This is a genomic window from Brevibacterium sp. MGP-B1, from assembly GCF_057766545.1.
In genome coordinates, this window is record NZ_CM173407.1 from 2728667 (window position 1) to 2747832 (window position 19166).

18 protein-coding genes are annotated in these 19166 nt (G+C 65.5%); 10 read left to right on the forward strand and 8 right to left on the reverse strand.

The genetic code is table 11. The annotated features are described in order from the left end of the window. Nucleotides 1-146 precede the first annotated feature (146 nt). Nucleotides 147-950: an ammonia permease gene (locus tag AC3CD9_RS12460; RefSeq protein ID WP_488364154.1), complete on the reverse strand. Its 804-nt coding sequence runs from the start codon at nucleotides 948-950 to the stop codon at nucleotides 147-149. Between the two features lie 127 nt (nucleotides 951-1077). On the opposite strand from AC3CD9_RS12460, the gene AC3CD9_RS12465 reads away from it, so the two are divergent. Genes AC3CD9_RS12465 through AC3CD9_RS12480 form a run of 4 tightly spaced genes read left to right on the forward strand, consistent with a single transcriptional unit; the run spans nucleotide 1078 to nucleotide 6104 of the window. Continuing rightward, complete coding sequence (locus AC3CD9_RS12465; RefSeq protein WP_488364155.1) at nucleotides 1078-1974, forward strand: winged helix-turn-helix domain-containing protein; 897 nt, start codon at nucleotides 1078-1080, stop codon at nucleotides 1972-1974. Further along, the gene (gene mshD, locus AC3CD9_RS12470) at nucleotides 1971-2984 is read left to right on the forward strand and encodes a mycothiol synthase (RefSeq protein WP_488364156.1); all 1014 of its coding nucleotides are present in this window, start codon (nucleotides 1971-1973) and stop codon (nucleotides 2982-2984) included. Before AC3CD9_RS12465 ends, mshD begins: the two co-directional genes overlap by 4 nt. 4 nt (nucleotides 2985-2988) lie before the next feature. Beyond that, nucleotides 2989-5133, forward strand: a complete 2145-nt coding sequence (locus AC3CD9_RS12475) for an RNA degradosome polyphosphate kinase (RefSeq protein WP_488364157.1) — start codon at nucleotides 2989-2991, stop codon at nucleotides 5131-5133. After that, nucleotides 5130-6104, forward strand: a complete 975-nt coding sequence (locus AC3CD9_RS12480; protein ID WP_488364158.1) for an NUDIX hydrolase — start codon at nucleotides 5130-5132, stop codon at nucleotides 6102-6104. The genes AC3CD9_RS12475 and AC3CD9_RS12480 overlap by 4 nt, the downstream gene beginning before the upstream one ends. Before the next feature lie 32 nt (nucleotides 6105-6136). On the opposite strand, the gene AC3CD9_RS12485 is transcribed toward AC3CD9_RS12480, so the two are convergent. After that, nucleotides 6137-6946: a methyltransferase domain-containing protein gene (locus AC3CD9_RS12485; RefSeq protein WP_488364159.1), complete on the reverse strand. Its 810-nt coding sequence runs from the start codon at nucleotides 6944-6946 to the stop codon at nucleotides 6137-6139. Between the two features lie 382 nt (nucleotides 6947-7328). On the opposite strand from AC3CD9_RS12485, the gene pstS reads away from it, so the two are divergent. From pstS to pstB, 4 genes are all read left to right on the forward strand, one after another. Next, nucleotides 7329-8429 (forward strand): phosphate ABC transporter substrate-binding protein PstS, encoded by a 1101-nt coding sequence (gene pstS / locus AC3CD9_RS12490; protein WP_488367549.1) that lies wholly within the window; start codon nucleotides 7329-7331, stop codon nucleotides 8427-8429. Nucleotides 8430-8673: 244 nt separating this feature from the next. Continuing rightward, nucleotides 8674-9564 (forward strand): phosphate ABC transporter permease subunit PstC, encoded by an 891-nt coding sequence (pstC, locus tag AC3CD9_RS12495; RefSeq protein ID WP_101544086.1) that lies wholly within the window; start codon nucleotides 8674-8676, stop codon nucleotides 9562-9564. A gap of 14 nt (nucleotides 9565-9578) precedes the next feature. Further along, a complete protein-coding gene (gene pstA / locus AC3CD9_RS12500) occupies nucleotides 9579-10718 on the forward strand; it encodes a phosphate ABC transporter permease PstA (RefSeq protein WP_488364161.1) in 1140 nt (379 codons plus the stop codon). A gap of 55 nt (nucleotides 10719-10773) precedes the next feature. After that, nucleotides 10774-11553, forward strand: coding sequence for a phosphate ABC transporter ATP-binding protein PstB (gene pstB, locus AC3CD9_RS12505; RefSeq protein ID WP_488364163.1), 780 nt, complete (start codon nucleotides 10774-10776; stop codon nucleotides 11551-11553). A gap of 357 nt (nucleotides 11554-11910) precedes the next feature. Here the strand turns inward: pstB and AC3CD9_RS12510 are convergent, their stop codons facing one another. Beyond that, a complete protein-coding gene (locus AC3CD9_RS12510; RefSeq protein ID WP_488364165.1) occupies nucleotides 11911-12564 on the reverse strand; it encodes a winged helix-turn-helix transcriptional regulator in 654 nt (217 codons plus the stop codon). Between the two features lie 128 nt (nucleotides 12565-12692). Here AC3CD9_RS12510 and AC3CD9_RS12515 point away from each other — a divergent pair, with 128 nt between their 5' ends. Next, complete coding sequence (locus AC3CD9_RS12515) at nucleotides 12693-13253, forward strand: dihydrofolate reductase family protein (protein WP_488364166.1); 561 nt, start codon at nucleotides 12693-12695, stop codon at nucleotides 13251-13253. Between the two features lie 59 nt (nucleotides 13254-13312). On the opposite strand, the gene AC3CD9_RS12520 is transcribed toward AC3CD9_RS12515, so the two are convergent. From AC3CD9_RS12520 to AC3CD9_RS12530, 3 genes are all read right to left on the reverse strand, one after another. After that, on the reverse strand, nucleotides 13313-14452 hold the full coding sequence (locus tag AC3CD9_RS12520) for a hypothetical protein (protein ID WP_488364168.1): 1140 nt from the start codon (nucleotides 14450-14452) through the stop codon (nucleotides 13313-13315). Nucleotides 14453-14573: 121 nt separating this feature from the next. After that, nucleotides 14574-15212, reverse strand: a complete 639-nt coding sequence (locus AC3CD9_RS12525) for a response regulator transcription factor (RefSeq protein ID WP_488364170.1) — start codon at nucleotides 15210-15212, stop codon at nucleotides 14574-14576. Then, the gene (locus AC3CD9_RS12530) at nucleotides 15209-16711 is read right to left on the reverse strand and encodes a sensor histidine kinase (protein ID WP_488364171.1); all 1503 of its coding nucleotides are present in this window, start codon (nucleotides 16709-16711) and stop codon (nucleotides 15209-15211) included. The genes AC3CD9_RS12525 and AC3CD9_RS12530 overlap by 4 nt, the downstream gene beginning before the upstream one ends. 122 nt (nucleotides 16712-16833) lie before the next feature. On the opposite strand from AC3CD9_RS12530, the gene AC3CD9_RS12535 reads away from it, so the two are divergent. Next, nucleotides 16834-17292 (forward strand): DUF4383 domain-containing protein, encoded by a 459-nt coding sequence (locus AC3CD9_RS12535; protein ID WP_488364172.1) that lies wholly within the window; start codon nucleotides 16834-16836, stop codon nucleotides 17290-17292. A 103-nt stretch (nucleotides 17293-17395) separates the two neighbouring features. Here the strand turns inward: AC3CD9_RS12535 and AC3CD9_RS12540 are convergent, their stop codons facing one another. Beyond that, nucleotides 17396-18409, reverse strand: coding sequence for an inorganic phosphate transporter (locus tag AC3CD9_RS12540; RefSeq protein WP_488364173.1), 1014 nt, complete (start codon nucleotides 18407-18409; stop codon nucleotides 17396-17398). A gap of 3 nt (nucleotides 18410-18412) precedes the next feature. Beyond that, the gene (locus tag AC3CD9_RS12545; protein ID WP_244195224.1) at nucleotides 18413-19078 is read right to left on the reverse strand and encodes a DUF47 domain-containing protein; all 666 of its coding nucleotides are present in this window, start codon (nucleotides 19076-19078) and stop codon (nucleotides 18413-18415) included. Between the last annotated feature and the right edge of the window lie 88 nt (nucleotides 19079-19166).

Genomic DNA, 19166 nt, shown 5'->3' on the forward strand with positions numbered 1-19166 from the left:
CAGCGCCGTGACGACCTTGATCCCGACACCCAGGGCGCCGAGAGCGGCAATGCCGACGAGGGTGGAGAAGACGATTTCGAGAGCAACAAGATTTTCCATGCTCCCAGTCTACAGTTCCTGACAAAGTGATGTGCATTCAGCCCAGATCAGGAAGCGACGCGTTCGAGGGCGTAGACGACGACTCCGCCGAGTGCGATCGGGGCGGCGCCGAGTGCGAGCTGAACGGCGAAGCTCCGGGCCTTCTCGACGTTCTTCTTCACCTCGATGTTCTGTGAGGCCTCGAGGTTGGCGGCCTGGAACTTCGCATAGGCGACGAGCCCGAGCATCCGGTCGACCGCCGCCACGAGCAGCCCCATGACGACGCCGAGGATGAGCGCAGTGGCCAGGGAGATCGCCGATGCGAACACGAGCACCGAGAGGATCCCCGCCACGGCCGTGGACATGGCGATGGCCAAGGGCGAGGTGTAGATCGCCGGCCACGGCAGCGCGGTCATGCACTGCGCCACGATGAGCGAGGCGAGGCCGATGACGATGGCCTCCTTGTCACCGGGGACCGTGATCGCCGCAACCCAGGTGCTCGCGGACAGGACGATGACGAGACCGGAGACCTGCGCGGACACGTTCGCCACCGCATAGGAGGCACCGATTCCGCGGGTGAGGTTCTGCACGAAGGTCCACAGCAGACCGAGGCCCGCGAGCACGGGCAGCCAGTCGAGGTAGGGAGCCGTGGAGTCGTGCCAGGCGGCGTAGAGTCCGCCGACGCCGAAGAGGGCGAGCATGATCGACGTCGCCCGCGGCTGCGGGGAGTCCGTCAGGCGCGGCCAGCCATAGGCGACGCCGAAGACGATGAGTCCGGTCGCCAGCAGGAACAGCGTATAGCCCCAGTACACGGAGGCACTGAGGGCCAACACCAGCACCAGGGCGACGGCAACTCGAATCCATCTGATCACAGCACTATCGTGCCTTATCCGGCGACACCCGCGGTAACCACCGGTGGCAGCGCGTCGGAGCAGCCCCGGCCGGGGCCTCGCTATAATCTTCCTCAGACGACGGGCGCCGAGGAGGTGGAGGCAGCACATGCGGATTCTGCACATCTGCCCCACCGCCAGGCTCGACGCCCCGCTGGCTCCCGAATCCCTGCAGTACCTCGGTCACCAGATCGACCGCTGCGCCGCCGAGGACCTGCCCAGCCGCCGGGCCGAATCCGCCGCGGTCGACGTCGTCATCGCCGACGCCTGCCTCGATCTGTCCCTGGCCCCGCGCATCTCCGACCTCCTCGCCGAGGCGCGGATCACCGCCCCCGTCATCGTCGTCCTCGGTGAGGGCGGACTGGCGACCGCCTCGGCGAAATGGAACGTGTCCGACCTCATCCTCACCACTGCGGGCCCCGCCGAGGTGGAAGCGCGGCTGCGCGTGGCCCGTGACCGTCACGCCGCATCCTCGTCAGCTCATTCCGGCAGCGGATTCCCCGACGGATTGCATGCCGGGTCCGGCCGGCTCGGCGCGAAGGGCGTCGCCGGGGGCTGGGGACCGGTTCGCACCGGACGCGGCCCCGTCGGCACCTCCCGAGGCGGCGGGCCCGGTTCGTCCGGCCGCCTCGGCGACACGGGCGAGGAAATGTGGAATGCCGATGGCGAACCGATGGTCGTCGTCACCGGGGACCTGCGCATCGACGAGACAGCGTTCACCGCCGAGCTCGGCGGTCGCAGCCTCGACCTGACCTACCGCGAGTTCGCCCTGCTGAAGTTCTTCGCCATGCACCCCGAACGCGTCTTCACCCGCGACGACATCCTGCTCGCCGTGTGGGGCGACGACTACTTCGGCGGCACCCGCACCGTTGACGTGCATGTTCGCCGCCTCCGTGCGAAACTCGGCAAAGACCTTGAGAACGCCATCCACACCGTGCGCAACGTCGGCTACCGGTTCAGCGCCGACAGCGTCACAGACACAGATTCAGAGGACGTGACGGTATGAGAATCCAGGCCAGCGGAGCAATCACCTCCACCCCGATCGACACCCTCACCGAGGATGAGCTGAAGGTCCTCGACGACGTGGCGGCCACCGACGGCGCCCCCGAGATCTCCGGCGGGCTCATGGCCGTCGCAACCGGTGAGGACACCGCCCACGAGGCGCAGACCGCCTCGAGCGTCTGGCGCGTCTTTGCCGACGACGCAGACGGTTCCGACTCCGCCGGCAAAGACGCGGCCGGCGAGCTCATCGGATTCGGAATCCGCGCCCTGCAGGGGGATCGTCACGCCGCCGAATTCCTCATCGCCCCCGACCATCGCGGTCAGGGCCTCGGCGAACTGCTGCTGAGAACGATCCTCGACGAAGAGCCCGAAGCCTGGTGCTGGTCGCACGGCGACCATCCGGCCGCGGCTCACCTCGCACAGAAGCACGGCCTCGGCCGCGACCGAGTGCTCTATCAGATGCGCACCGACACCGGTCTGCGCCTCGACGGCCTCCCCGAGACGCAGAGCCCCGACGGAGTCGAGATCCGCTCCTTCGCTCCCGGCGATGAGGACGGCTGGCTGACCGTGAACAACGCCGCTTTCGACTGGCATCCCGAACAGGGCGGCCAGACCCGCGCCGATATCGAAGCCGTCGTCACCGCTGCGGACTTCGACCCGACCACCTTCATCATCGCCGCCCGCGATGGCAAGGTCATCGGATTCCACCAGACGAAGATCACGGACACGGATGATGAGGGCCGCCTCGGCGAGGTCTATGTCGTCGGCGTCGATCCGCGCATCCACGCCAAGGGCGTGGGCAAGGCGCTGACGGTCGAGGGAATGCGGCGGATGGTGACCGCCGGTGCCGAAACGATCGAACTCTACGTCGAATCGGACAACGCCCCGGCGCTAGGCTTGTACGAGCGACTGGGTTTCCATGTCGCGGTCGCGCACGTGGCCTATGCACCGGCCTCCGCAAAGGTCGCCGGCACTGAATCTGCGAGCACGGCGTCGACGGACGAGAAGGAGTAGAGCGTTGTACGACATCGCGGCTTCGGGTAAGGAGCTGGGACTGCCCGACCCGGCAGATCGCTTCCTCGATCGTGAACTCAGCTGGCTGGCCTTCAACGAACGCGTCCTCGATCTCGCCTCGGATCCGGAGATCCCGCTGCTCGAACGCGTCCGGTTCCTCTCGATCTTCGCGACCAACCTCGACGAGTTCTTCATGGTCCGCGTCGCCGGTCTCAAACGCCGCATCAACACCGGTCTCGCCGTCCCCAGCGTCACCGGCCGCATGCCCGCGCAGGTCATGCACGATATCGGGGTGCGGGCATTCGAGCTGATGAGCCGGCATGCGGCCCTGCTCAAGGACGATATCGGTCCCCGCCTCGACGCGGAATCGATCACGAAGGTCCAGGTCGAGGACCTCACCGAGGATGAGCGGCACCGCGTCGACGAATTCTTCTTCGGCCACGTCTATCCCGTCCTCACCCCACTGGCCGTCGATCCGGCCCACCCGTTCCCGTATATCTCGGGTCTCTCGCTCAACCTCGGCGTGCTCCTGCGGTCGCCGGAGACGGGCAAGGAGTTCTTCGCCCGCGTCAAGGTTCCCCCGCGCCTGCCGCGGTTCTTCAATGTCGCCGAGGCGACCGACCGGCCCGCCGGACGCGACGTCCCGGCCCGCTTCGTCGCCCTCGAGGACATCATCGCCGAACACCTCGGGACTCTGTTCGACGGCATGGAGATCGTCCACCATTCGACCTTCCGCGTCACCCGCAACGAGGACCTCGAGGTCGAAGAGGACGATGCGGAGAACCTGCTCAAGGCTCTGGAGAAGGAGCTGCTGCGCAGGCGTTTCGGTCCGGCCGTGCGGATGGAGATCACAGAGAACATCCACCCCCGCGTCCTCGAGATGCTCAAGGACGAACTGGGCATCCACGACTCGGAGATCTACCACCTGCCCAGTCCGCTGGACCTGTCCGGCATGTCCGATATCGCCGATGTCCCGCGCGATGACCTGCACTATCCGAAGATGGTTCCGCAGATGAACAAGGACCTGTCGCTGCGGGAATCCAGCGACCAGGTCGACGTCTTCGACGCGGTGGCCAGCCGAGACATCCTCCTGCACCACCCCTACGATTCGTTCTCCACGAGCGTGCAGGCCTTCCTCGAACAGGCGGCGTCGGACAAGAACGTGCTGGCGATCAAGCAGACGCTCTACCGCACCTCCGGGGATTCGCCGATCATCGACGCCCTCGTCGATGCCGCACAGGCCGGCATCCAGGTGCTCGCCGTCGTCGAGATCAAGGCCCGGTTCGACGAGGAGGCCAATATCACCTGGGCTCGTAAGCTCGAGCGCGCCGGCGTCCACGTCGTCTACGGAATCGTCGGCCTCAAGACCCATGCGAAGCTCTCCCTCGTCGTCCGTCAGGAAGCTGACGGTCTGGCCCGGTACTGTCACGTCGGCACCGGCAACTATCACCCGAAGACCGCCCGCGGCTATGAGGACTTCGGGCTGCTGACACGTGATCGGGCCGTCGCCGATGATCTGACTAAGCTGTTCAACCAGCTCTCCGGCTACGCGCCGAAGTCCGAATACTCACGGTTCCTCGTCGCCCCCAGCACAGTGCGCACCGGACTCATCGACCTCATCGACTCCGAGATCGCGATCGCACAGTCCGGCGGGCAGGGGCAGGTGCGGATCAAGGTCAACTCGATCGTCGACGAAGCCATCATCGACGCCCTCTACAGGGCATCCCGGGCCGGGGTCGCCGTCGAAGTCTTCGTCCGCGGAATCTGCGCCCTGCGCCCGGGCATCGAAGGTCTGAGCGAGAACATCACGGTGCGATCCGTGCTCGGACGCTTCCTCGAACACTCCCGTTCCTTCGTCTTCGGCAACAACGGCGACCCGATCGTCTACATCGGTTCGGCCGACATGATGCACCGCAACCTCGACCGTCGGGTCGAAGCGCTCGTGCAGATCGTCGATGACGGGCACCGGGCGGAGATCATCGAACTCTTCGATCTCGTCTTCGCCCCGACCACCTCGGCGTTCGATCTGGCCGGGGACGGGAGATGGACCCGGCGGACCCACGACGACGAGGGCAGCATCCTCGCCGACTATCAGACGGAGCTCATCCGTCGGCACCGGAAGCGTCGGCGAATCGGGGATGAGGCGTGAGCCGGTCCGAGGTCGCCTCGGCACAGGCGTCATCGCGCGTCACCGCCGATGTCCTTGCCGCCGGGGCCGTCTGCTGGAGACACGGTCCGAAAGGTCTCGAGGTGGTGCTCATCCACCGCCCGAAGTACAACGACTGGTCGTGGCCCAAGGGCAAGGTCGATCCGGGTGAGACCCTGCCGGAGGCCGCGATCCGCGAGGTCAAGGAGGAGACGGGGTTCGACATCCACCTCGGCATCCCTCTGCCGTCGGCCGAGTACACGGTCGGCAAGAACACGCTGAAGAAGGTCTTCTACTGGTCGGCCGAGGTCAAGGACGAAGCGGAATTCGCCCCGGTGAACAAGCGAGAGGTCGACACCGCCGGCTGGTTCCCTGTCGACAAGGCCCGTTCGAAGCTGACGTCGTTCGCGGACCGGGAACAGCTCGATGCGCTGGAGAAGTTCGCCGAGACGGACGCGCTGCGGGCGTGGCCGCTCATCCTCGTCCGCCACGGGAAGGCGTTCCCGCGTGCGAAGTGGTACGAAACCGAGCATGTGCGGCCTCTGCTCAAACTCGGCACCCGACAGGCCATGGCACTGACCGGGCTGCTGGGAGCCTGGGGCGCCCGCAAGCTCGTCTCGAGTCCGTGGAAGCGCTGCGTGGCGACGCTGACTCCGCTGTCGGCGGCGACGGGCAAGTCGATCAAGAAGGTGTCGACGCTCAGCGAGAAGGCCACCGCTGCGAACCCGGACAAGACCGCCCGCTATATCGAGAAGCTGCTGGCGAAGGGCAAACCCGTCATCTACTGCACGCACCGGCCGGTGCTGCCGACGGTCTTCTCCGTCTATGCCGCTCATGCCCCGAAACGTGTGGAAGCGAAGCTGCCGAAGGACGATCCGTACCTCAAGCCAGGTGAGGTCCTCATCGCCTATGTGCGCCCCGGACCTGTGCCGCGCATCGTCGAGATCGAACGCGTCCGCCCCATCGACAGCTGAGTCCGCCCCATCGACAGCTGACGGGACTGCTCTCAGTCGACGGTGCAGTACGCGCCGTACATGACCGGCCCGAGGAGCGTGGCGTCCTCGGCGTCCAGTTCGTCGCTGAGCCGCTGCGTGAGCGAGTCGATTCCGAGCTCGTCTGCGGTCACAATCCCCTGCTGCTCGAGGTACGGCAGCAGAGCGGTCAGGGCATTCACCCAACCGAAGCTGGGCGCTTCCTCTCCTCCGCCCACCGGGGCACTCATTGTCAGATGCGGGTCGGGCAGTCCAGCGGAACGATACGCCGCGAAGAGATCACGTCCCATCCGGCTGTGGACTCCGAGCGATTCGAAGGTCTGCAGGATCAGGCTTCTCACGCGTTCCAACAGCGGGGTGTCCACACTCGCCCAGTCATGAGTCGTATCGAGTTCGTGCATGACCAGCAGACCACCGGGGCGCAGATGCCGGCCGAGTCGCTCCAGGACCTCGACGGGGCTGCGCAGGTGCATGAGCACGGCCCTGCCGACGATCGCATCGAATTCTCCGTCGAGGTCGAGTGCGCCGAGGTCCGCCTCGGCGAATTCGATCTCCGGCCGGTGACCCAGCCGATTTCGGGCCCCCTCGAGTGCCTCGGGATTGCGGTCGACAGCGAGCACGTGCCCGTCCGGGCCGACGAGGTCGGCGGCGATGACCGCGACGTCTCCGGCACCCGTGCCGATGTCGAGCACGCTCATGCCTTCGGTGATTCCCGCTTCGATGAGCAGCTGTCTGGTCAATGGGTCCAAAACGACGGATTGGTCGCGCAAACGTGAGTGTTCGGTCTCGGATTCTCCGAGGACATAGCGATTCTGTTCGAGCATGTGTGCCTCCAGCGGCAGGTCGGTTCACGGCGCCCCGTCGGGGCACGTGTCTGGTCGTAGAGGAGACCTTAAGAATCAGCACCAACCGGAAACAAGGGATCGACGAACCTCACGGGCGCACACGCGCATCGGGCGGCCGCCTCGGCGGAATTGGACGCGTACTGGGCGGGCCGCCTCGGCGGGGGAATGCCGGTCCCGACAATGATCCTTTCATGAAACCGACGGAGTCTGTGATCGAGCACTCACAGCGGTTCCAACCCTTCGCCCCTCATTCACCTTCCATTCACGTTTCAACTCCTTGCACTTCACGCGTGATCCTTAGCGTGGATGACGAGCAATCGAGAACTCTCGAGCTGTGTCCACAAACATGAAAGGCATCTTCGTGAAGATGAAGCATCTCGCCCCCTCCGCTGCGATCCTCGCGGTCGGCGCCATCACCCTCTCGGCTTGCGGCGGACAGTCCGCCACCGGCGAAGAGGCCTCCGGCGGCAGCAGTGACCTGCAGGGCACCCTGACCGGCATCGGCGCCTCCTCGCAGAAGGCGGCCATGGATGCCTGGGCAGCGGACTTCACCTCGCAGAACTCCGGCGTGACCGTCAACTACTCCCCCGACGGATCGGGTGCCGGCCGTGAACAGTTCCTCGCCGGCAACGCGCAGTTCGCCGGATCCGACGCCCACCTCGACGACGACGAGGTCAAGGCCGGAGAGGAAGCCTGCGGCGCCGACGGAGCCTACGAGTTCCCCGTCTACATCTCCCCCATCGCCGTGACCTTCAACGTCAAGGGCGTCGACGAGCTCAACCTCTCCCCCGAAACGATCGCAAAGATCTTCAAGGGCGACATCACCAACTGGAACGACAAGGCCATCAAGGCCGACAACCCGGATGCCGAGCTGCCTGACCTCAAGATCACCGCCGTTCATCGCGCCGATGATTCGGGCACCACGGAGAACTTCGCCGAGTACCTCAAGGCCACCGCCGAGAAGGACTGGGACGCCGAGGTCGACGGCAACTTCCCGAAGGAGTACGGCGGCGAGGCTGCGCAGGGCACCGACGGTGTCATCCAGACCGTCTCCGACACCGACGGAGCCATCGGCTACGCGGATGCCTCGGCCGTCGGCGAGCTCTCCACCGCCAAGGTCAAGGTCGGCGACGAGTTCGTCGAGCTCTCCCCGGAAGCCGCGACCAAGGTCGTCGACGCCTCCGAGAAGGTCGAAGGCCGCAGCGAAGGCGACCTCGCCTTCGACCTGGCTCGCGACACCACCGAGTCCGGCGCCTACCCGATCGTGCTCGTCTCCTACCACCTCGTCTGCTCGTCCTACAAGGACCAGGAGACCGTTGACATGGTCAAGGCTTGGGAGAAGTTCGTGGTCTCGGAAGAGGGACAGAAGTCCGCTGCCGATTCCGCCGGGTCCGCACCGCTGTCGGACGACCTGCGCAAGCAGATCGAAGAAGTCATCGACTCGATCAAGGTCGAAGGCTGATTTCAGTCTCTGACCTGGAGATATAGCCAGTCGGGAGCGGCGCAGAAGCCCTGCGCCGCTTTTCCGCGCCTGTGGAACCACCCCGGTTTCACCACAAGTCACATGAGGAGTACTTGTGCCGATCAGCACACAGACCACTGAGTCAGGCCCCACCGGGCCCGGCTCCACGCCCGAATCCGGGCAGAAGCCGCCGCAGAGCCCGGCAGCTCGGCAGCAGAAGGCCGTCGTCCGACCCGGCGACCGCATCTTCTCCGCCGCCACGCTCATCGCCGGCATCCTGATCCTGGTGATCCTCGCCGGAGTCGCCCTGTTCCTTCTCGCACAGTCGAAGGACACCATCACCGCGCAGATCAGTGACCCCTCCCAGATCACCGGCGGCAAGGGCTTCTTCTCCTATGTCTGGCCGCTGGTCATCGGCACGCTCATCTCCGCGGCCATCGCACTGATCGTTGCGACTCCCTTCTCGCTGGGCATCGCACTGTTCACCACCCACATGGCCCCGCGCAAGCTCGCTCCGGTGCTCGGGTACGTCATCGACCTGCTCGCCGCCATCCCCTCGGTCGTCTACGGCCTGTGGGGCATCGCGTTGGCCGGCAACCTCACCGGCTTCTACCTGTGGCTGTCGAAGTGGTTCGGCTGGATTCCGATCTTCGCTCCGGCCGCCGACGGATCCGTGTCGCAGACGGGCCGCACACTGCTCACCGCCTCGCTCGTGCTCTCGATCATGATCCTGCCGATCATCACCTCCCTGACCCGCGAGATCTTCCTCCAGACCCCGCGCCTGCAGGAAGAAGCGGCGCTGGCGCTCGGCGCCACCCGCTGGGAGATGATCCGCATGGCCGTGCTGCCCTTCGGCAAGTCCGGAATCGTCTCGGCCACGATGCTCGGCCTCGGCCGCGCCCTCGGTGAGACCATGGCCGTGGCCATGATCCTCTCGCCCGGCGTTCTCACCGCCTCGCTCGTCGTCAGCGGCAACCAGACCATCGCCTCCGAGATCGCGCAGAACTTCCCCGAGGCCGCGGGACTGCGCCTGTCCGAGCTCATCACCGTCGGCCTTGTGCTCTTCGTCATCACCCTGCTGGTGAACATGGGAGCCCGCGCCATTGTCGCCCGCACCTCGGTGAAGGGAAGTTGAGACCAATGACCACCATGAACACCACCACCGAGGCGGCCGTGTCGAAACCGGCGAAGCTCACCTCCAAACAGCTGCCGAAGGCCACTCCGTGGATCGTCGCCGTCGCCTCGATCATCGTAGCGATCGTCATCAGCTTCATCGCCTTCGGCGGCTTCAACATCCCCGTCGTGGCCGTCCTCGCCGGCCTCATCAACGCAATCGCCGTGTTCGCGGTCTCCGCGTCCTACGAAGGCCGCCGCAAGGCCGTCGACCGGATCGCGACCACCATCGTCACCTCGACGTTCGTCCTCGCATGCGTTCCCCTCATCTCGCTGCTGTGGCTGACCGTGTCCAAGGGCGGGGCCGCCATCAGCGGTGACCTGCTCACCCGCACCATGCTCGGAATGAAGGGCGTCCTCGATCAGCAGTACGTCGCCGGTGAGGCCACTCTGGCCGGCGGCTTCTACCACGCCATCGTCGGCACCGTGCTCATCACACTCGCTGCCTGCGTGATCTCGATTCCGATCGGCGTCCTCACCGCCATCTACCTCGTCGAGTACTCGAACAAGAACCGCCTGGGCAAGGCGATCACCTTCCTCGTCGACGTGATGACCGGTATCCCCTCGATCGTCGCCGGTCTCTTCGCCTTCGCTCTGTTCTCCACGATTGCCAACGTGCTGCTGCCCGGGGCAGCCGGAATCGCGAAGACCGGCTTCACCGCGGCCGTGGCGCTGTCGGTGCTGATGATCCCGATCGTCGTGCGCAACACGGAGGAGATCCTCCGCCTGGTGCCGATGGACCTGCGCGAGGCCTCCTACGCTCTGGGCGTGCCGAAGTGGAAGACGATCGTGAAGATCGTTCTGCCCACCTCGGTGTCGGGAATCCTCTCCGGCGTCACCATCGCCATCGCCCGCGTCATCGGTGAGACGGCACCCATCATGGTCACCGCCGGGTTCGCCAAGACACTCAACTGGAACCTCTTCTCCGGCTGGATGTCGACGCTGCCGACGTTCATCTACGACTCGCAGCTGCGCCCGGTCTCGCCGGGAGCCGCCGCCCTGGCCAGTTCGGAACGCGCCTGGGCCGCAGCCCTTGTGCTCGTCGCCCTCGTCATGGTGCTCAACCTGCTCGCCCGCATCATCGCGAAGGTGCTCGCACCGAAGGCCGGCCGCTGACCGGCGACAGCCCACAGACCTCCAGACTCACCCATTTCCACGGATAGGAAACACAATGTCCAAGCAGATCGACATCAAGGATCTCGACATCTTCTACGGCGACTTCCGCGCCGTCGACGGAGTGCAGATGCAGATCAAGCCGCGCTCCGTCACCGCCTTCATCGGCCCCTCGGGCTGCGGCAAGTCCACGGTGCTGCGCACCCTCAACCGCATGCACGAAGTCATCCCCGGCGCCAGCGTCTCCGGTGAGGTCCTCATGGACGGCAATGACATCTACGGCGCCGGCGTCGACCCGGTCAACGTCCGCCGCGAGGTGGGCATGGTCTTCCAGCGGGCGAACCCGTTCCCGACGATGAGCATCAAGGAGAACGTGCTCGCCGGCGTGCGCCTGAACAACCGCCGCCTGTCGAAGACCGAGGCCGACGATCTCACCGAACGTGCCCTGCGCGGCGCGAACCTCTGGAACGAGGTCAAGGATCGCCTCAACCTGCCCGGTTCGGGTCTCTCCGGCGGTCAGCAGCAGCGTCTGTGCATCGCCCGCGCGATCGCCGTCGAACCCGAGGTCCTGCTCATGGACGAACCGTGCTCGGCTCTCGACCCGATCTCGACCCTGGCGATCGAGGACCTCATCAACGACCTCAAGGACAAGTACACGGTCGTCATCGTCACGCACAACATGCAGCAGGCAGCTCGTGTGTCCGACAAGACCGCGTTCTTCAACATCGCCGGCACCGGCAAGCCCGGAAAGCTCATCGAGTTCAACGAGACCTCGACGATCTTCTCGAACCCGGACAAGGAAGAGACCGAGAACTACATCTCCGGTCGCTTCGGCTGATCTGAGTACTCGCCGGCGGGCGGACGCTGTTCTCGTCTCGCCCCAGGGAGATGCCACGCGTCGTGGCGACCCGCGCCATCACGGCGGCAGCCGACGCGGGTCGCCACGACGGTGCTCCTCTCTGCGACTATGCGCGTCACTCGGTGGTCGTTTTGGTCACGTTCTGCTCAGCAGAACGTGACCAAAACGACCACTTTGCGTGTGCGTGACCGGTCGGGAACGCGGATTCGTCCGCGGTGCGTCATTGTTTGGGCGATCCAACGCGATTCACGCTTCTGAATCACTCCGGAGCGACCACAGAATCCGCCTTCCTGGACTTTTCGCTGCTCGGTCAGCCCGCGGAATGAACGATTGGGCCTATTCTGCATGCGACATGTCGCCGACGCTGACGTCGAGAGGCGCACGGAAAGCGCGAACGAACTCCGACAACAGGGACTTGTCCCCGTCGACCGTCACCGTTCCGGCCCTTGCGGCCGCGGTCACATCGCCATCTGCTAGGAGGCTTCGCACCCCCGGACCTCCGATGAAGAGCTGTGCGGTCGGGTCGGCTCCTTCGTCCACATCCACACCCGACTCGTTCACCTCGGCATGTGCGACCGCGGGGCCCGCCGTCACCTCCACGCTGAACGGACGCACCTTCGACTCGGTTCGGGAGGTGAGAAGTGCGGCGGCCAAGGAGCTGTCGGTCGGGACTTCTCCTTCCCGCGGAGCGTCCAGACGACGTGCCCCCCAGCGGCCGAGCTCGATGAGCACCGGCCCGAGATCCGAACCGTAGTCGCTGAGGCAGTAGACGACGTTGCGTCCGTCGATGCTGCGCTCGACGATCTCGGCGGCCTCGAGCTCGCGCAACCGTGTGGCCAGCAGGTTCGACGGAATGCCGAGGTTTCCTTGCCGAAGCTCGTTGAAGCGCTTCGGCCCGACCAAGAGGTCCCGGAGGATGATGAGCGACCACCGCTCCCCCAGCACCTCGGCTGCGCGAGCCAAACCGCAGAACTGCCCGTACGACTTCATGGTTGACAGCATAGCAATAACAGTTCACTATTAAAACCATAGTTCATTTTATGAACTTACTTCGGCTGCGGGACCACAGCCCGCACGAAATGCAACGGCCTGCACGACAGCTCAATGAGGAGATCACCATGCCCCGCACAGTCATCGCCGCAATGTTCCAGTCACTCGACGGAATCGCCTCCGATCCGTTCAAGTTCCAATTCGATTCCTTCGACCGAGAGATGGGTGAGTGGATGACCACTGCCATCGGAGGAGTCGATGACTGCCTCCTCGGCCGTGTCACCTATCAGGAGTGGGAGGGCTACTGGCCGAACCACACAGAAGGCGAGGACGCCCCGTTCGCCGATTTCATCAATTCGACGCCCAAACACGTCGCCTCGACGACGCTGTCGCAGGCCGACCTCGGGTGGAAGAACTCGACGCTTATCCAGGGCGAACTCGTTGACTTCGTCCGCGAACTCAAAGCCGGTGACGGCGGCAAGATCGCTGTCGAGGGATCGATGTCGATTGTCCGTCAGCTCGTCGAAGCGAACCTCGTCGACGAGCTGACGGTGGCCATCCACCCGGTCGTCGCCGGCACCGGACGGTCTCTCTTCGAGGGTGGCACGACGACACGGTTGGAGCTCAAGGACGTGCAGCGGACCAGCAAGGGCAACCTGCTGGCCACCTACGGACCGTTCCCCGGCTGATCCTGGAGTGCCGAGTCCCCTGTGTGCACAATGGACTCGGCACTCCGCGGGTCTCAGCGTCAGCCGCGCGGCTCGGCGAGCGCACCCGCCTCTGCTGCCAGCCGACGTTCCCGGTAGGCGTAGGTCGCCCAGCCGAGCGCGATGCCCCAGACCGGGAAGAGCAGCGTCGGCCCGATCGTCACCCACCAGCTGTCGGCGAAGATTTCGGGGGTCCCTGAGAAGATTGTGCGCACCAGGCCGACTCCGCCGGTGAAGATCGCCAGCGACACGATCGTCGCGGGAATCGTCGCCAGAGTGATCGGCACTCGCTTTCCGCCCAGAGGCCCCAGCCATGTTGGCAGCTGCTCTCCCCATCTCTGAATGAGACCGAGGGTGAGCAGGATCCCACCGATGGCGGCCAAGGCGAGCGCGAGTCCCGAATGCCAGAGTCCGACGCGCTGCCCTTCATCGAAGAGTCCGGAACTCAGGCCGAAGGGAATTCCCACGGCCCAGAGGATCCGCGTCAGGGCATAGAAGCCCGGCACGATGACAGCCACGGCGACGGCGATCTTCGCGCTTGCGGTGACCGACGGCGATCTCCCCACGCGTCCGGCACTGTCACCGTCTGCACGCCTGTGACCGGCGGCGGAATCCTCAACCTGAACGGTCTCGGTCAGATGACGATGACTGTCCTCATGTATCCGACGACTGGTCTTCTCCGCACCGGCCCACACGATGATCCACAGCAGCGGACCAAGCAGCATGACCCCCTGCCAGATCACCGGAGTCGGGACCGGTGGGAACTGCAGGCTGAGCGCATAGCCGAGGTAGGCCAGCAGCAGGGTATCGGTGAAGAAGACCGTGATCACTGCGGTGAAGGCCAGGACGACAACCCCGAGAACGCGTGCCCCGCTTCTGTCGAAAAGGCGCTGCCGCAGGCGGGGCGCGGTGAGCAGGGCCGCCGAGCCGACAAAGCTGAGCAGGGCGACGGCACCGATGATGAGCCCCGCGAACGGTCCCGGGAGTGCGGCGATCATCGACGTGAACGTCCATTCCTCGGATCCGGCCAGGGGTGAGGTGACGAACCCCAACCCCCAGAGGGCCGACATGACGAGAAGGAAGAGCGACCACGCCAAGGCGGCCGTCAGCCCCGCCTGCACGGCGACGGACTTGTTCTGTGATGGATGATGGGCGGTTTGAGTGAGCTGTTTCCGTGTCATGACTCCAGGCTCGTCCCCGAAGGCCCGCCGGGGGCTCCCCCACAAGGGTGAAGCTGGCTCCCGAGAGAGTGAATGCACACACTGGGCGGGTGAACGGCCTTCCCGCCTGCTCACTTTGGGATCAGGTCTCGACGAACCCCGATTCGAAGGCCTTGATCACGGCTTGGGTTCGGTCCCTTGCCCCGAGCTTCGACAGCAGCGAACTGACGTAGGTCTTCACCGTCTCCGCCCCGAGGAACATCGCCCCGGCGATCTCGGCGTTGCTCATTCCCCTCGACATGAGCGTGAGGACTTCCTGTTCTCGGCTGCTCAGCTCAGCCGAGCTCACCAGATCGACGGCTCGGTGCGATCGTGCGGCCATGTCCCGGATCTTCTGCGGGTAGAGCAGCGTCTCTCCTCCGGCCACGGTATGCACCGCCCGGACGAGTTCGGACGGCTGAGCGCGTTTGAGGACGAAGCCGTCAGCGCCCACGCGCAGAGCTTCGAAGACGTAATCATCGCTGTCGAAGGTCGTGAGGATGAGCACCCGAGGAGGCTCCTGCCTGCTCATGAGCAGCCGCGTGGCCTCCAATCCGTCGAGGTGGGGCATGTGCACATCCATCACCACGACGTCAGGATCCGACCGAGTCACCAGATCGAGCGCTTCCGCCCCGTCATCGCCCTCCCCGACGACCTCGAGTCCCGGGTCGGAGTCGATGATCGCGGCCAGACCCGCACGCACGAGCGGTTCGTCGTCGATGAGGATCACCGAAATGGTCATGGCATCTGTCCCTCCGAATACGGCAGTCTCACCTGCAGAATCCATTGTCCGTTCTCGATTCCCCAGTCGGCGCTTCCGCCGAACAGAGCGGCCCTCTCACCGATCCCGACGAGTCCGCGTGACTTCCTCGCCGAGGCGGCCGCCCCCTTCGCAGCGCCCGCCACCTTCGCATCAGTCGCCACCGTCCCATCGGTCCGTCCCTTCTTCGATGAGCCGAGCACCGGACCGGTGGCCGCGCCGGCATTGCGCGTGACCACCTGTACGCAGTCGGCGCCGATGTCGATGGCCACTTCGAGGCCGGGCGTCGTCGCGTGCCGCAGCGAGTTCGTCACCGCCTCGCGCACGATCCGGTGGAGTTCGTGGACCACGGTCGGCGGCGGCCCGGTGGCGTCCCCGCTGACCGTCAGTCGGGTGGGGTGCCCGATCGCACCGGCCTCCTCGGCCAATCGGGTGATGTCGAGCATTGTCCGCCGAGGCGACCGCGCACTTCCGCCGTCACCGTCCCCCGCGTGCGCTCCGCCCTCCACGGCTTCGCCCTCGGCATCAGCGATGGCATCAGCGCCGTCGAGGGCGTCGACGTCGCCTGCGGTGTCTTCATCGCTGCCTGCGCCGTCGGCCTCCGCGCGCAGCAGGGCGAGGACGTGGTCCAACTCGGCCACCGCCTCACGGCTGGTGCGAGCGATTTCGTCGACGGCCGCCTCGGCGAGTTTCTGATCCTGGTGCAGGGCACGTTTGGCCACGGCCGCCTGCATCGTCGTCACGGTCAGGGCGTGACCGATCGAGTCGTGGACTTCGCGGGCGAGGACGGTGCGGCGGAACCGACGGACGCGCTCGGCCCCGGCGAGCGCAGCCCGGTCAGCTGCCGAAGGGCCGAGCAGGATCTGTGCGTAGTGAGGCAGGAAGTAGCCTTCGGCGATGATCATGGCCGTGAGGAGAAGCAGGACCACGGGCGCGAGGATCTGGACGAGCCCGGCGGACAGGACGACGACGGACTCGGCACCGGTACCGGCCGACGTTTCGGCATTTCCGGCCGGCGATCCAGCAGTCGACCCGGCTGGGGAGCCCGCAATGCCGAGGAGTCCGTTCGACAGCTCCGAGGCCTGTTGTGGGTCCGCGACCATCAGCAGCACGGAGGGAAGGACCACGACGACCGTGATCAGGACCAGGGCGCCCGCGAAGGCGTGGCCGAAGTAGAACAGGGCACCGCGGAGGCGATCGGACCAGGTCGGCCGCCTCGGCGGGGTGGGGATGGACAGTTCGAGGAGCTGCTCGGCCAGGGTCCGTTCGAGTGCGCGGATGACGGCAAGGAACGCGGGAATGCACAACAGCACGAAGACGACGGTGCTGAAGGCGAGCATGCTGAGCGCCAGAGACCGGTCGCTGACCTCGTTCCACGCGGAGACGGCCCAGATGATGACCGCGATATAGGGCACGGCGATGACCCCGCCGATCAGTAGGACCAGCAGTCTGCGCCACAGCTTCGCCGCCCAAGCTCCCATCGCCACCAGACTACAGCGGCGGGCCGACATGAGACGGTGGCCGGAAAGTTTCGCCCGTCGGCCATCCGAATCGGCATCTGCTCCGAATCACCGATACAAGCCATCTTTGGGAAAGGATCGTCATGAATATCTCGATGTCGTCACAGTCGCCCGCCGCTGCACGCGGTGCGCGTTCGCAGGTGCAGATAGTCTCCGGGCTCTTCGGCGCAGTGTTCCTGCTCGTGGGGATCCTCGGCTTCGTCCCGGGCATCACCGCGAATCTCGGCTCGATCAGCTTCGCCGGACACCACACCGACGCGGCACTGCTCGGCCTCTTCCAGGTCACGGTGCTCCACAACATCGTCCACCTGCTCTTCGGAGTCGTCGGGATGCTCGGACTCCGCTCACGTGCACTGGCGAAGAACTACCTCGTCGTCGGCGGAATCATCTACGCGGTGCTGTGGATCTACGGAATGGTGATTCCGATGGAGTCGATGGGCAACTTCGTCGGACTCAACACCGCCGACAACTGGCTGCACTTCGTCCTCGCCGCGGCCATGATCACCACCGGCTTCGTCTTCGGGCGGAAGCCTCGGGGCTGATTCGTCGGCCCCGTGGTCAGCGATTTCGTCAGAGCCGAGCCCGGGCTCCCCGCGCTCTCGGACTCGGCTCAGGCGTCAGCGAACAGCAGGAACCGGGTGGCAGTCAGAGCCCGACGGAGGCCTTGACGATCCACCCGAGCACCACCGCCAGCAGAGCAGCGGCCGGGATCGTCAGGAGCCAGACGGCGAACATCGGCACGAAGTACCGGGCTCTGGCGTGGCCCTTGCGCCCGGTGTATTGGGTGCCGAGGATCGATGATCCGAGGACGAAGGTCAGCGACACCGGAACCCGCATGATCAGGGCTGCGGTGTACATGAGGATCGTGGCCGCGCCATCGGCGATGGAGGATTTGAGGGGATCGAGGCGGACCATGCGCACGGACAGCGTCTGGACCACTCGCCACCCGCTCAATCCGGTGCCCAGAGCCAGAGCCGCGGCGATGAGGAGGCGCACCGGCCAGGAGATGTCGACCACGGAGAGGACATCGTGCTGCTGCGTGTCGACGGCGAGGACGGCGACCATGACGAGTGCCGCGATCTTCTGCGCGTCCTGGACGCCGTGGACGAGCGACAGGGCCGCCGTGAGCACCGAGTCCACCATGCGCGCACCCCGGAACAGCGGCTTGGGCGGAGTGGACGCGAGCGACTTCGACAGGATGAGCGTGAGCACCCACGCGAGAATGAACCCGAGGATCGGTGAGAGCACCAGCGGCCACACCACGGAGTCCATTGCTTCACCGGTATTCACGGAGAACCCGAACACGACTCCCGCGCCGAGCAGACCGCCGATCAGACAGTGGGTCGATGACACCGGCAGCGCGAGATAGTAGGTGAACAGGCTCCATGTCGTCGCCGCAACGAAGGCGATGATGAGGCTGGTGAGGATGAGGTCGGCCGAACCGGAGAAGAGCACGATCTGGTTGGCCACGACGATGGCGATTCCCTCACCGAGGAGCGCACCGATGAAGTTGAAGATGACGGCCAAACTGAGCGCCCAGCCCGGACGCATCGCTCGTCCGACGATCGCGTTGCCGACGGTCAGGGCGGCGTCGTGGAATCCGTTCGAGCCGGCGAAGATCACCGCGGCGATGACGACTGCCGCCAAGAGCAGCTCCACGGACTATGATTCCTTGATCGCGATGGCTGCGACGACCTTGCCGAGTTCGGTGAACCCGTGGGCGGCCCGGACGAAGGCCTGCCCGAGTTGGGACACGGCCGCCATATAGGTCAGTCCCCGTTTGGAGTTCGGCACCGCGTCCGACATCCGCCACTGCAGGCTCTCGACCTGGTAGGTCAGCCGGTTGATCGCGTCGACGTAGTCCCACTGGTCGAGTTTGCCCGGCAGGCGGGTGATCATCCGCGAGGTGTGGTCAGTCTGATTCGACAGCACGGCCAGGGTCTCGGGGACTCCGGAGGGCAGCGGGTCGAAAGCTCCGGAGGCGAGAACGTATCCGACTCCGTGCAGCCGGTGGCAGATATCGCGCATGTGATGGCTGAGCAGGTAGAGATCGTTGCGGTCGAACGGGGTGATGTAGTTCTCGCGCAGTGCGCGGAGCATCGCGCCCATGTCCTCATCGGCCCTGTCCCCGATCTCGCGGAGGCGGTCGGCAACATCGCGTCGTTCGCTGATTTCGATTCCGGAGAGTTCGGCGAGCACCAGGTTGCACTGCCGCATCTGTGAGACGAGATCGGACAACCGCTCATAGAACACTTTGTCCTGCGGTACCCGCTTGAGCCGCATGCGCTCCTCCTGCCCGGGGCCCGGACAAGCCGGACGAATATGCATGATGCCTCAATGATATGTGCCGGACGCTGAACCGAGAGCGCCTCTCGGCGGAAGGCCGCTCGAAGCGGCTGAATTTGGAGCCCGGGGC